11 protein-coding genes are annotated in these 13,507 nt (G+C 68.4%); 9 read left to right on the top strand and 2 right to left on the bottom strand.

What is annotated here, in order from left to right:
* Positions 1-56: 56 nt before the first annotated feature.
* The 6 genes from AC5Y47_RS01405 (at position 57) to AC5Y47_RS01380 (ending at position 8,577) form a co-directional block, all read left to right on the top strand.
* Positions 57-1,517 (top strand): aldehyde dehydrogenase family protein, encoded by a 1,461-nt coding sequence (locus tag AC5Y47_RS01405; protein ID WP_499941261.1) that lies wholly within the window; start codon positions 57-59, stop codon positions 1,515-1,517.
* The gene (locus tag AC5Y47_RS01400; RefSeq protein WP_499941259.1) at positions 1,514-3,730 is read left to right on the top strand and encodes a CaiB/BaiF CoA transferase family protein; all 2,217 of its coding nucleotides are present in this window, start codon (positions 1,514-1,516) and stop codon (positions 3,728-3,730) included. Before AC5Y47_RS01405 ends, AC5Y47_RS01400 begins: the two co-directional genes overlap by 4 nt.
* Before the next feature lie 210 nt (positions 3,731-3,940).
* Positions 3,941-4,870, top strand: coding sequence for a GGDEF domain-containing protein (locus tag AC5Y47_RS01395; RefSeq protein WP_499941257.1), 930 nt, complete (start codon positions 3,941-3,943; stop codon positions 4,868-4,870).
* A gap of 23 nt (positions 4,871-4,893) precedes the next feature.
* On the top strand, positions 4,894-5,802 hold the full coding sequence (locus AC5Y47_RS01390) for an alpha/beta fold hydrolase (RefSeq protein ID WP_499941255.1): 909 nt from the start codon (positions 4,894-4,896) through the stop codon (positions 5,800-5,802).
* A 1-nt stretch (position 5,803) separates the two neighbouring features.
* Complete coding sequence (locus AC5Y47_RS01385; RefSeq protein WP_499941254.1) at positions 5,804-7,207, top strand: acyl-CoA synthetase; 1,404 nt, start codon at positions 5,804-5,806, stop codon at positions 7,205-7,207.
* 119 nt (positions 7,208-7,326) lie between these two features.
* Positions 7,327-8,577 (top strand): MFS transporter, encoded by a 1,251-nt coding sequence (locus AC5Y47_RS01380; protein WP_499941418.1) that lies wholly within the window; start codon positions 7,327-7,329, stop codon positions 8,575-8,577.
* Here AC5Y47_RS01380 and dapD read toward each other — a convergent pair.
* Positions 8,574-9,518, bottom strand: coding sequence for a 2,3,4,5-tetrahydropyridine-2,6-dicarboxylate N-succinyltransferase (gene dapD, locus AC5Y47_RS01375; protein WP_499941252.1), 945 nt, complete (start codon positions 9,516-9,518; stop codon positions 8,574-8,576). The two genes, AC5Y47_RS01380 and dapD, sit on opposite strands and share 4 nt — an antisense overlap.
* A gap of 95 nt (positions 9,519-9,613) precedes the next feature.
* Here dapD and dapE point away from each other — a divergent pair, with 95 nt between their 5' ends.
* From dapE to AC5Y47_RS01360, 3 genes are read left to right on the top strand one after another with little or no spacing between them, the layout of a single operon-like run.
* Positions 9,614-10,678, top strand: a complete 1,065-nt coding sequence (gene dapE, locus AC5Y47_RS01370) for a succinyl-diaminopimelate desuccinylase (RefSeq protein WP_499941250.1) — start codon at positions 9,614-9,616, stop codon at positions 10,676-10,678.
* 33 nt (positions 10,679-10,711) lie between these two features.
* Positions 10,712-10,960: a type II toxin-antitoxin system Phd/YefM family antitoxin gene (locus AC5Y47_RS01365; protein WP_499941248.1), complete on the top strand. Its 249-nt coding sequence runs from the start codon at positions 10,712-10,714 to the stop codon at positions 10,958-10,960.
* A gap of 1 nt (position 10,961) precedes the next feature.
* Positions 10,962-11,357: a type II toxin-antitoxin system VapC family toxin gene (locus tag AC5Y47_RS01360; protein ID WP_499941246.1), complete on the top strand. Its 396-nt coding sequence runs from the start codon at positions 10,962-10,964 to the stop codon at positions 11,355-11,357.
* 4 nt (positions 11,358-11,361) lie between these two features.
* On the opposite strand, the gene AC5Y47_RS01355 is transcribed toward AC5Y47_RS01360, so the two are convergent.
* Positions 11,362-13,479: an AAA family ATPase gene (locus AC5Y47_RS01355; protein WP_499941244.1), complete on the bottom strand. Its 2,118-nt coding sequence runs from the start codon at positions 13,477-13,479 to the stop codon at positions 11,362-11,364.
* Positions 13,480-13,507: the final 28 nt, after the last annotated feature.

Genomic DNA, 13,507 nt, shown 5'->3' with positions numbered 1-13,507 from the left:
CGAGTCCGACAGGTGTACACCAGGGGGATAGATGACCGACTGGGGTGAGGAAGCAGATGGCTGCGGTACCGGCGCTCGTTGACACCTACCAGCTCTACATCGACGGACGCTGGGTGGAACCCGAGGACGGTCGCTACGACGACATCTCGCCGGCCACCGAGCAGACCATCGCCAGCGCCCCAGACGCCAGCGTCAGCCAGGTCGCCGAGGCGATCGGTGCCGCGCGCCGGGCATTCGACGAGGGCCCCTGGGGCGCCAGCACGCCCGAGGTACGCGCGACGTGCCTCAATCAGCTCGGGGAGGCCCTACTCAAACACGCCGACGACTTCTTCGCGCTGTCCCAGCAGGAATGGGGCTGCATCGAGAACGAGCGGTTGATGCAGGTCGACGGCGCGGCGTTCATGTCCATGCACGCCGCCCAGCTGGCCACTCAGTTGGCCGACGAAGCCGTGACCGGTATCGGGGCCGGAACCACTTTGCTGCGGCACGAACCGCTGGGTGTGGTGTCGATCCTGACGCCGTGGAACTTTCCGCATTGCCTCAACGTGATGAAGCTCAACCACGCGCTGGCGGCCGGTGACACCGTCGTCCTCAAACCGTCGCCACTCACGCCACTGGCCGGGCTGGCCCTGGCGCGGCTGATCGAAGAGCACACCGACATCCCGCCCGGTGTGGTCAATGTCGTCACCCCGTCGGGTGTCGAGGCGGCCAAACTGCTCACCACCGACCCCCGGATCGACATGGTCAGCTTCACCGGCAGCTCGGTGGTCGGGCGGCAGGTGATGTCCGCCGCCGGCGACACCCTCAAGCGGATCCTGCTGGAACTCGGTGGCAAGTCGGCGTGCGTCATCCTCGACGACGCCGACGTCACTGACGAGATGTTGCAGCAGATGCTGTTCGACTGTTGCTCGCTGCACGCCGGGCAGGCCTGCATCCTGCAAAGCAGGCTGCTGCTGCCGGATTCACTGCACGACGACGTCGTCGACCGGTTGGTGTCGATGGCCCGCGCGGTGAAGGTGGGCGACCCGACCGACCCGGGCGTGCAGATGGGTCCGTTGATCAGCGACGCGCAGCGCGAGCGGGTGGCGAACCACGTCGCCGGCGCACTCGACGAGGGAGCCAAGTTGGTGACCGGCGGCGGACGCCCGGCCGGCCTGGACGTAGGGTTCTACTTCGAGCCGACGATCCTGACCGACGTGCAGCCGAATTCGGTTATCGCACAAGAGGAAGTGTTCGGGCCGGTGCTGAGCGTGGTCCGCTACCGCGACGACGACGACGCGGTCGCGATCGCGAACAACTCGCGCTACGGCCTGTCCGGGGCGGTCTGGAGCGGCGATGTGGACCGCGCCGTCGGCGTCGCCCGCCGCATCCGGACCGGGCAGGTTGCGGTCAACGGCTGCGGTGCCGGGGCCGCGCCGTTCGGCGGCTTCAAACTGAGCGGTCTGGGCCGCGAGGGTGGCGGCATCGGCGGGGTGCACCAGTACATGGAGCCGATGGCCATCGGAGTTCCCGCGTGACGGGACCCCTTGCGGGGCTGCACGTCGTCGAAATCGCTACCGAGATCTCCGGCCCCTACGCCACCAAGCTTATGGTCGACCTGGGCGCCGACGTCGTCAAAATCGAGCCACCGGCCGGGGATCCGCTGCGCCGCTGGGGGCCCTTTCCGGGTGCAGCCCCCGACCCCGAACGCAGTGGGCTGTTCGAGTACCTCAATGCCGGAAAGCGTTTCATCACACTGGATTTGAGCCAACCGGCCGATCTCGAGACCGCGCGTGAGCTGATCGCGGGGAGCCACGTCCTGGCCGAGAATCTACCGCCCGGGACGCTGCGGAAATACGGACTCGATGGGCTGACGCAGCTCAATCCAAATCTGGTGCGGCTCAGCATTTCTCACTTCGGTCACTGCGGGCCGTGGTGGGACCGCGCGGCGTCGGCGCTGACCATGCAAGCGGTGTCGGGCTGGATCAGCCACCGGGACCCGCAGCGACCGCCGGTACAGGCCGGTGCCCGGATCTCGGAGTACGTGGCCGGCGTCTACGGGGCGCTGGGTGCGCTGACGGCCCTGCGGCTAGCTTCCGGAGCGGTCAGACACGTCGACGTCTCGGAGTTCGAGTCGCTTCTGTCGACGCTGCCGTATCCGATGCTGATGGCCGAGCGGATGAAAAGCCTTGGCCTGCCGCCGAATATCCGCGCGGCGCCGATGCTGGGTGTGGTGCGCGCCGCCGACGGTTGGGTGGGCATCAACTGCCTGACCGGACAGCACTGGCTGGACGTGTGCGCGATGCTGGGCCTGCCCGAGTTCGGTGAGCACCAGATCGCCATCATGATGGGCGGCCCGGAGCGCGCCGAGTTCTTCGCCAAGGCCGAGCCGCTGCTGGCCGCCCAAACCGTCGCCGAGCTCGTCGAACTCAGCCAGGCGATGCGGATCCCGGCCGCTCCGGTCAACGACGGCGCCACCGTGCTGGATTCGCCGCAGTACGCCAAGCGCGGTTTCTTCGTGCAGGGCAACGGATTTCGGCGACCCGGCGCACCCTTCCGGATGGGCGCGAGCACGTCGGCACCCGCGCCGCCGACGGCGCCCACAGGCGCATTGCCGTTTGCCGGACTGCGGGTGCTGGACCTGAGCACGTTCTGGGCGGGGGCGTATCTGACCTGCTACCTGGGCGCGTTTGGCGCCGACATCGTCAAGGTCGAATCCATCCAGCGCCCCGACGGGCACCGCTACTCCGGCGCCTACCCGTTCGAGGGCGACGACTGGTACGAGCGCAGCGCGCTGTGGCAGGCCACCAACCTCAACAAGAAGGACCTCACGCTCGACCTCGGTTCGGCGGCCGGACGCGACATCGCCCACCGGCTGGCCGCGCAGGCCGACGTCGTCGTGGAGAACTTCTCCCCGCGCGTGGTCGAACAGTTCGGTCTGGACTACGACTCGCTGGTGAAGCTGAAACCCGACGTGATCGCGGTTCGGATGCCCGGCTTCGGACTGGACGGGCCCTGGCGCGACTACGTGGGCTGGGCGCTGAATATCGAGCAGACGTCGGGGATGACCGCGGTGACCGGATACGCCGAGGGGCCGCCGTGCAACCTGCAGGGCCCGGCCGATCCCATCGTCGGGATGCACGCCGGAGTGGCGTTGCTGGCCGCGCTCGAACACCGCCGCCGCACCGGCGAAGGCCAGTTGGTCGAGATCGCTCAGATCGAGGTCGCCGCCTGTGTGACCGCCGAACCGGTGATCGAGTACTCGATGAACGGTGTGGTGCGCCCGCGCGAAGGCAACCGCCGGCGCGGCTGCCTGCAGGGCGTCTATCCGACGAAGGACGAGGCCTGGGTGGCGGTGTCGCTGCCCGACGACGGAACGCTCGACCACGACACGTTCGACGAACTCGTCACCGGCTGGACCCGCACCCTGCCCGCCGATGCCGTCGTCGAAACCCTTCAGGGACAAGGGGTTGCGGCTGAGCGCGTGGCCACCGGCGACCGGATGTACGACTTCGCCCAACTGGACGCGCGGGATTTCTACGAGGATTTCGAGCACCCGGTCACCGGGCTGCGCCGCTTCCCCGGCTGGCCGTTTCGCATCGCCCCCGGACCCGAGCGGCACCACCGCAGCGCGCCGCCGACGCTCGGCCAGCACAACGACGAACTGCTGCGCGGCTTGGGGCTGTCCGACGACGAGATCGCCACGCTGCGCGAGCAACGGGTCATCGGCGAACGCCTACTGAACGCCTAAAACTCAAGGCCGAACCGTTCTAGACTGCTCTGGACGAAAGGGCTTCCGGCCGGTGCTGAGTGCGTTCAGGAACTTCGTGGTCGGCTGGTGGAATCAGCCGTCCGGTTTCGACTGGACCGTGCAGCAACTCCGCAATCGCGGGTTCCTCCGACTGCATCAGGCGTTCATGGGAATCCTGATGTTGTTTATGCCGGCATCAGCATCCTGACGGTGGTCTACCCGAATCTGAAAGTGCCCGAAGTCAGTTACCTGATCGTCGGGGTAGCGGTGGTCTCCGGCATCGGCTGGACATTCGGACCCTTTCCGTCCGAGCGGATCTCGGCTCTGTTCATCCTGGTGTCCAACCTCTGTGTTCTCGGGACCGTCATTAACGTCGGCCAGACCTTCCTGGCGATGCCCGGCCTGACGGTGTTGGCGATCAACGGCTTCTACATCGTGGCCCTGCACGGGCCGCGTGCTCTGACGCTGCACCTGTTGTTCTCCGCGGCATCGATTACCTGGTGCTACCTGGAATCGCTGCGGCAGCACCTGTTTCCGGCGAATGTCGTCACCATCAACGTATTGATCGTGGTGCCGATCGTGCTGGGGTTCCCGGTCGTGATGCAGGCTTATCTGCTGACGTTGCGGACGGGAGCCGTTGAGGCCCTGCATGATCCGTTGACCCGGCTCAACAACCGGCGCGGCCTGGAGGACAGTCTGGACGGTCTGGCGGGCGACACCACAGCGCCGCTGACGGCCCTCACCATCGACATCGACCAGTTCAAGGCGATCAACGACACCCACGGTCACGAAGCCGGTGACCGGGTGCTCACCACCCTCGCCGAATGCATGCGTGCCGCCCTCGCCGAGGCACCGTTCGACACGGCGGCGGCGCGGATCGGTGGCGAGGAGTTCGTGATCGTGCTGCGGGGCGAGAGCGAGGCGGGGCACGGGGTGGCCCGCAGGATCCATGCGGCGCTGGCCGGCAACGCGGCGGCGCCGCAATTCACCGTGAGCATCGGTATCGCCACCGGCACCTGCTCCTCGAGCACGGTGCACAACGTCGTGCACCGCCTCATCGACCGCGCGGACTCGGCGATGTACCTGGCGAAGCGAGCCGGTGGTGACCGTACCGAGGTGAAGCCGGAAAAGGTCGCCTGAACTGCGCTGATAGGCTGCTGCGCATGCCTGTCGCGATCGCCCGACCCAAGCTCGAAGGAAACATCGCCGTCGGCGAGAACCGCCAACTCGGCTTCGCCGAATTCGGCGCGCCGCAGGGTCGCGCGGTCTTCTGGCTGCACGGCACGCCCGGCGCACGCAGGCAGATCCCCACCGAGGCCCGCGTCTACGCCGACCTGCACGACATCCGCCTGATCGGCGTGGACCGCCCCGGCATCGGCTCGTCGACTCCGCACCGGTACGAAACCATCGCGGCCTTCGCCGACGACCTGCGCGTCATCGCCGACACCCTGGGCATCGACAAGATGGCGGTCGTGGGCCTGTCCGGCGGAGGTCCCTACACGTTGGCCTGCGCGGCCGGGCTGTCCGACCGGGTGGTGGCCGTCGGCGTACTGGGTGGCGTGGCCCCGACCCAGGGACCCGACGCGATCAGTGGCGGAGCCATGAACCTGGGCCTGCGGGTGGCGCCACTGCTGAAGTTCGGCGGCAACCCGTTGCGGATCGGTGCCAGCATGCTGATCCAGTCGATCCGGCCGGTCGCATCCAGCGCGCTCGACATCTATGCGCTGTTGTCACCGGAAGCCGACCGGCATCTGCTGACCCGGCCCGAGTTCAAAGCGATGTTCCTCGACGACCTGCTCAACGGCAGCCGCAAACAGCTGGCCGCGCCGTTCAACGACGTCATTCTGTTCGCCCGCGACTGGGGCTTCCGGCTCGAGGACGTGACGGTCCCGGTGCGCTGGTGGCACGGCGACCACGACCACATCATCCCGTTTGCGCACGGCGAGCACGTCGTCTCCCGGCTTCCCGACGCCGAGCTGTACCACCTGCCGGAGGAAAGCCACCTCGCCGGGCTGGGACGCGGCGAGGAGATCCTGGAGACCCTGCTCAAGATCTGGGACGAGCGGGCCTGACGTGCTGCTGACGTCGCTGAATCCCGCGGTAGCCACCGCCCGCGACGTGCCGGACGCGGTCAGCATCGACGGGTTCCGGCTGAGCCGCAGCGACCTGGTGGGTGCCGCGACGTCGGTGGCCGAGCGGGTGGCCGGCGCCCACCGGATCGCGGTGCTGGCCACCCCGACGGCATCGACGGTGCTGGCGATCGTCGGGTGCCTGATCGCCGGCGTGCCGGTCGTGCCGGTACCCGCCGACGTCGGCGTCGCCGAACGCCGGCACATGCTCACCGATTCCGGCGCCCAGGCGTGGCTGGGGCCGCAGCCCGAGGATCCCGATGGGCTGCAACACATTCCGGTGCGGTTGCACGCTCGCTCCTGGCACCGTTACGCCGAGCCGACGCCGGATGCGCTGGCGATGATCGTCTACACCTCGGGGACGACGGGTCTGCCCAAGGGTGTGCAGGTGAGCCGCCGGGCGATCGCCGCGGACCTCGACGCGCTGGCCGAAGCGTGGCAGTGGACGCCCGACGACGTGCTGGTGCATGGGCTGCCGCTCTACCACATCCACGGCTTGGTGCTCGGCCTGCTGGGGTCGCTGCGGGTGGGAAATCGGTTCGTGCACACCGGGAAACCCACACCGGCCGGCTACGCGGGCGCCGGTGGCACGCTCTACTTCGGGGTGCCGACGGTGTGGTCGCGGGTGGTGGCCGACCAGAGTGCCGCGCAGGCGCTGCGACCGGCGCGGCTGCTGGTGTCCGGGAGTGCCGCACTTCCGGTGCCGGTGTTCGAACGGCTCGAGGAACTGACCGGGCACCGGCCCATCGAACGCTACGGCGCCTCGGAGTCGTTGATCACCGTGTCCACCCGGGCCGACGGCGAGCGCCGCCCGGGTTGGGTGGGTCTGCCGCTGGCCGGGGTACAGACCCGGATGGTCGACGACCACGGTGCCCCGGTGCCGCATGACGCGGAAACCGTTGGCAAGCTTCAAGTTCGGGGTCTGACGCTGTTCGACGGATATCTGAACCGACCCGAGGCCACCGCCGAGGCATTCACCGACGACGGGTGGTACCGAACCGGCGACGTCGCCGTCGTCGACGAAGGCGGAATGCACCGCATCGTGGGCCGCGAGTCCGTCGACCTGATCAAGTCCGGCGGGTACCGGATCGGCGCCGGCGAGATCGAGACGGTACTGCTCGCACATCCCGGCGTCGACGAGGCCGCGGTGGTCGGGCCGCCCGACGAAGATCTGGGTCAGCGGATCGTGGCGTACGTGGTGGGATCGGCCAGCCCCGATGAGTTGATTCAGTTTGTCGCTGAGCAACTTTCGGTGCACAAGCGGCCGCGCGAGGTGCGGATGGTGGAGTCGCTGCCCCGCAATGCGCTCGGCAAGGTGCTCAAGAAGCAGTTGCTGGCCGAAGGCTGAGTTCCTGGCTGTACATGCACTGCCAGCGAGTTACCAGCATTTTCCAGGGAAACAGCCGCGTGCCGTCGCCTACCGTTTTCAAGGTGTCTGTCAGCACGATTGCTCCCAAGGTCACGCCGATGCGGCGGGTGGCCCTGGCCTGCCTGGTCGGATCGGCCGTCGAGTACTACGACTTCTTCATCTACGGCACCGCGGCCGCGCTGGTCTTTCCCACCGTGTTCTACCCGCACCTAGGACCGACGATGGCCACCGTCGCCTCGATGGGGACCTTCGCCACCGCGTTCCTGTCCCGGCCGCTGGGCGCCGCCGTCTTCGGGCATCTCGGTGACCGGTTGGGCCGTAAGCGCACCCTGGTCGCCACCCTGCTGATCATGGCGCTGTCCACCGTGACCGTGGGTTTGGTGCCCAGCACGGCAACCGTCGGCGCCGCGGCCCCGCTGATCCTGATCGTGCTGCGGATCATGCAGGGTTTCGCCGTCGGCGGCGAATGGGCCGGATCGGCCCTGCTGAGCGCCGAATCGGCGCCTGTCGGCCGACGAGGGTTCTACGGGATGTTCACCGCGCTCGGCGGCGGTATCGCGCTGGTGCTGACCAGCCTGACGTTCCTGGGCGTCAACGCGACCATCGGTGAAGGCAGCCATGCCTTCATGCAATGGGGATGGCGCATTCCCTTCCTGCTCAGCGCGGTGCTGATCGTCATCGCGCTGTACGTGCGGCTCAACATCAAGGAGACACCCGTCTTCGCCGGTCAGCAGACCAAAGCTGCCGCGCCGCTGGCCGAAGTGCTGCGACTGCAGCGCCGGGAGGTGGTCCTGGCCGGCGGCAGCGTGCTCGGCTGCTTCGCGTTCACGTATCTGGCGAGCGCGTATCTGCCCGGCTACGCCCACACTCAGCTCGGCTATTCGCGCAACCTGATCCTGGTCGTCGGGGTGTTGGGCGGGCTCACCTGCCTGGTGTTCGCCGCGCTGACGGCGGGGTTGTGCGACCGGTTCGGGCGGCGGCGCGTGCTGTTGGTCAGCTGGGCCGCGGCGCTGCCGTGGGCGTTGTCGGTGATGCCGCTGATCGACTCCCGCGACCCCGTGCTGTTCGCGGTCGCCATCCTGGGCATGTACGCCGTCTCCGCGAGCTGCTTCGGCCCGGTCGCTGCGTTCGTCCCCGAACTGTTCGCCACCCGCTACCGCTACACCGCGACCGCGCTGTCCATCAACCTGGCCGGCATCGCCGGCGGCGCGGTTCCGCCGCTGATCGCCGGCTGGCTGTTGGCCGCTCATGGGGCCGCCGGTATCGCGTTGATGCTGGTGATCCTGGTGGTGATCAGCCTGGCGTGCGTCTACCGACTGCCCGAAACGCGCGGCACCCGGCTGCGCTAGTTGGCGTGCAGGTCCTCGTTGAGCGCAATGCCCTGGCCGCCGCGCGGCACCACCTCGACCGCGCCACTGAGCGAATTGCGCCGGAACAACAGGTTGTTGCCGCCGGAGAGTTCGCTGGCCTTCAGCGTCGCGCCGTCGGGTCCGGTGAGCTTGGTGCCCGCGGTGACGTACAGGCCGGCCTCGACGACACAGTCGTCGCCCAATGAGATGCCCAGCCCCGCGTTGGCGCCCAGCAGGCAGCGTTTGCCGATCGAGATGACCTCGGTCCCGCCTCCGGACAGCGTGCCCATGATCGAGGCGCCGCCGCCGACGTCGGAGCCGTCGCCGACGACCACGCCCGCCGAAATGCGACCTTCCACCATCGACGCGCCCAGCGTGCCGGCGTTGTAGTTGACGAAGCCCTCGTGCATGACCGTGGTGCCCGCCGCCAGGTGCGCGCCCAATCGGACCCGGTCGGCGTCGGCGATACGCACGCCGGACGGCACCACGTAGTCGACCATCCGCGGGAATTTGTCGATGCCGTACACCGTAACCGGTCCATGTCGGCGCAGCCGCGCCCGAACCGCCTCGAAGCCCTCGATGGCGCACGGTCCGCGGTTGGTCCAGACCACGTTGGTCAATACCCCGAACAAGCCGCCTGCGTTGAGCCCGTGCGGCGCCACCAGGCGGTGGGAGAGCAGATGCAATCGCAGGTAGGCGTCGTAGGCGTCGCCGGCCTGTTCGTCGAGGGAGCCGATGACCGTGCGGATCGCGATGGTCTCGGTCTGGCGGTCGTCGTCACGGCCGACCAACGCTCCCAGCACGGCGGGAAGATCCGACAGGGCCAATCGCGTTGTGGCGCTGGTGTCCGACTCCGTCAGTTCCGGTTCAGGAAACCAGGCATCGAGGACAGATCCGTCGGAGGCCAGTGTCGCCAGGCCGATACCTGCTGCTCCAGTCACGGCGGCAAGGTTACTTTCCCCCCGCGAGCAGACGCAAAAGTCCCCTTTTTCGTCCCGAATAAGGGGACTTTGCGTCTGCTCGGCATACTTGGTGAGTGTTGGACCTGAAGGGTGATCCCGTTGAGCTGACCGCAGCGCTGGTCGACATCCCCAGTGAGTCGCGCGACGAGGCGCGCATCGCCGACGAGGTCGAGGCGGCGCTGCGCGCCCAGACGACCGGCTTCGAGATCGTCCGCAACGGCAACGCGGTGCTGGCCCGCACAGCGCTGAACCGGCCGTCGCGGGTGCTGCTCGCGGGGCATCTGGACACCGTGCCGGTCGCCGACAACCTGCCCAGCCGGCTGGACGGCGCTGAGTTGCACGGCTGCGGAACCGCGGACATGAAGTCCGGTGACGCGGTCTTCCTGCACCTGGCTGCCACCGTCGCCGACCCGGCGCACGACTTGACGCTGGTGATGTACGACTGTGAGGAGATCGACTCGGCGGCAAACGGTTTGGGCCGTATCGAGCGCGAGTTGCCGGACTGGCTCATCGCGGACGTCGCAGTCCTGGGTGAGCCCACCGCCGGCTTCATCGAGGCGGGGTGCCAGGGCACGTTGCGGGTCGTCGTCAGCGCCACCGGAACGCGGGCGCACTCGGCACGATCGTGGTTGGGCGACAACGCAATTCACAAGCTCGGCGGGGTCATGCAGCGACTCGCGGCGTATCAGCCGCGCAGCGTCGACATCGACGGCTGCGTGTACCGGGAGGGGTTGTCGGCGGTGCGCGTCGAGGGCGGCATCGCCGGGAACGTGATTCCCGACAGCGCCTCGGTGACGGTCAACTTCCGCTTCGCCCCCGACCGGTCGCCGCAGACCGCTCTCGCCCATGTCCACGAGGTGCTCGACGGGCTCGACGTGCAGATCACGCTGACCGACTCCGCGGCCGGTGCGCTGCCCGGCCTGTCGGCCCCCGCGGCGAGGTCTCTGGTCGAGGCCGCCGGGGGACAGGTTCGGGCCAAATACGGCTGGACTGACGTGTCACGCTTTGCCGCGCTTGGCATTCCGGCGATCAATTACGGTCCCGGTGACCCCAACCTGGCGCACAAGCGGGACGAGCGGGTGCCGGTCGCCAACATCACCGCGGCGGTGGAGATGCTGCGCAGCTATCTCAGCGCGTAGCCTGCTGTAGCACAAGTTGCTACAATCGGATGCGTGGTCCGGACGATCCCGCAGCGCGAACTGCGTAACGAGAACGGCAAAGTCATCGAGGCCGTAGCGGCGGGTGAGACCTTCGTTGTGACTCGAAATGGCGAACCGGTAGCCGAGCTTCGCCCCGTCAAGGCCGCTCGAAGCACCTTCGTCTCCCGCGACGAGGTGGCGGCGTTGCGGGATAGCGCGGTGCGCATCGACCATCGGCAGTTCCGGGTTGACCTGGATCGCGCGGTAGACCAAGGAATTTGAGTTGACCCGTGGCTTGCTTGACACCTCGGTCGTCGTCGACTGGCATGATCCCGCGGTGCTGGCCGCAATGCCCGACGAGGTGGCGATCTCGGCGATTACGGTCGCCGAACTGGCCGCCGGTCCGCGGTTGACCTCCGATCCGATGGAAGCGTCCCGACGCCAGGTCCGACTTCAGGAAGTGGAGTCACTTATCCAACCGCTGCCCTTCGATGCAGTCGCTGCACGCAGTTACGGACTTGTGGTCGCGGCTGTGGCCGGCGGAGGTCGCAAGCCGCGCAGCCGGTTCGCTGACCTCCTGATCGCGGCCACAGCACACGCCAACGGTCTCGACCTCTACACCCGGAACGGCGATGATTTCAGCCGACTCGACGACCTCATCCGGGTCGTCTCCATCTGAGTCGCTAGCCCTGCGCCTGCGCCGCGGCATCCCCGGCCGCCGCGCCCATCCCGATCGAGCCGAATTCGTCGGCCACCTCTTGCAGTGCGGCAGCGTCCCGACTGGCCAGCGCACGGGCATGCCGGACGACGAGATCGCCTACCTTGCAATTGATTTCGGCCGCCAAACGGGTCACCGGTTCCACCGCCCGGACATCGCCCAGCCGGATGGCGTCGTGCCACGCGCAGAGCGCGACCGCCGATTGCCCGGCGCGTTCGGCCATGCGGGCAGCATCTCGCGCCGCTGACGTCGCACCCATCGGGTCTCGTGCCGTGGCCCGGGTCCACGCCCGAGCCTGACCCAGCTCAGGGGCGAACACCGCCGACTTGGTTCCGTGCCGGGTTTCAGCGCGCCGCAACGCCTTTGCCGATCCCGGGATGTCGCCTTGGCGGGCGATGGTGGTGGTCAACAACATCAGCGACAGCGGACCCCAGGAGTAGCCGGACCGTTCCAGCACGGCCGCTGCGGGTTCCAACAACGCTGCGGCGGCGCCGAATTCGCCCTTGACGTTGAGCACGTAAGCCAGCAGCACCTCCCCGACGGCCCGTCCGGGTTGCTGCAGTTCGGCGAAGTCGGTGAATTGCTGAGCCAGCGTCTGTGCCTGGTCAGTCTCGCCCGCCATCAGCAGCGACGTGATCTGCGCCAGACCGGCGGTGAACCGCAACAGTCCGGGATGTTCTGCGGCGGTGGCTCTTTCGACCAGCGCGGCGACGTCGCCGAAGCGGCCCATCCGGGCCGAGGACAGCGCGGCCGAACTGGCCGCCCAGGCCACCGCCATGTCCCCTGCAGTCGGTGCCGAGAGCACTTCGGTGGACACCGCGATGGCCCGGTGCAGGTTTCCCGAGTTCATCGCGAACGTGGCGCTCAACCCGTCCAGCACGTTCTGTGACGCCGGCTCGGTCACCCGGTTGCGGGTCGTCTGCAAGAACGCCGTCGCCTTCTCCGGCTCACCGAGCATCCAGAACTGGTTGGCGGCCCGCGGCACCGCCCACGCGATCAAGTCCGCCTCGGACAGGTCGGCGGGGTTCACCGCGGCCAACAACTGGCCGGCCTCCCGGCCGCGGCCCTGCCAGGCCAGCGCCTGACCGAGCACCAGGCGGGCATCCAGGCCGCCCGACCGGTCCAGCACCGCCCGCGCCAACCGTTCGGCGAGTAACAGATCTCCCAGCCGCAGCGCCTGTTGGGCGGCGGCGGTGACTTCGGTGACCGGCTGAAGCGCGTCGCAGTCCAGCGCCAGCGACGCCAGTCGCAACCGGTCGCTGGGGTGCTCACAGGAGTGCTGGGAGAGCAACTCGACCAGCGCGGTGCGCCGCCGTCGCAGTTCGGCGGTGCTCAGCGCGACCCGGGCGCGTTCCCCGAACATCGGGTGCGCGGTGTACACGACCGGTTCGTCGTCGTTGCGGACCCGGGTTTCTGCGGCGCCCAGTTCTGCCGCCTGGGCGACGGCACCGTCGCCTGCCAGCACGGTCAGATCGGCCACCGTCAACGGCTCCACCAAAGCCAGGTAGTCCAGCACCAGGCGCGCGGATGCAGGTAACTCGGCGAGGAACTCGTCGACCTCCGCCGTCGTCGTGGCCCCACCGGGGGGCTCGATGTCGATGCGGTCCAGCAGCTCGTCCGTCCACAACGCCGCGACGGCGGCGGGCGCCGCGTCGGCGCGCGAGGTCACGATCATCCGGGCCGTACCCGTGCGGGCCAGCTGATACACCAGGGTCGCCGACAGGATGTCCAGGTCATGCGCCTCGTCGACGACGAGCAGCAAATCGCCCTGGTGGGCGTGGGCGGCCCGGGTCAGCGACGCGCGGGCGGCCCGCAACAGCTTCGCCGGTTTGCCGATGTCGGAGATCTCGACCAGATGGCCGAAGGCACCGAACGGCACCACGCGCTCGGTCGGGGTGCCCACGACCCAGCGGGTGACGGTTGCCGGATGTTCGCTGCAGAAACGCTCGGCGGCCAACCGGGCCAGGGTCGACTTGCCGACGCCGTCGGGCCCGAGGACGATCGCGCCACCAGAACCCTCCAGCGCGCCGTGCAGCCGCTCCAACGCCTCGGTGTGTTGCGGGACGTTCCAGCGGATCGGCACCGTTCGACTTTATGGCCCACCGGCGTGT

This window comes from Mycobacterium sp. NGS22, from assembly GCF_059813095.1.
The sequence above is the reverse complement of the archived record's forward strand: the minus strand, read 5'-3'. Positions and strand labels throughout refer to the sequence as shown.

Bases quoted from the DNA above. Each gene is read 5' to 3' on its own strand.
- AC5Y47_RS01405 (WP_499941261.1), top strand. From the start codon at position 57: ATGGCTGCGGTACCGGCGCTCGTTGACACCTACCAGCTCTACATCGAC.
- AC5Y47_RS01390 (WP_499941255.1), top strand. From the start codon at position 4,894: ATGCCTGTCGCGATCGCCCGACCCAAGCTCGAAGGAAACATCGCCGTC.
- AC5Y47_RS01380 (WP_499941418.1), top strand. From the start codon at position 7,327: ATGCGGCGGGTGGCCCTGGCCTGCCTGGTCGGATCGGCCGTCGAGTAC.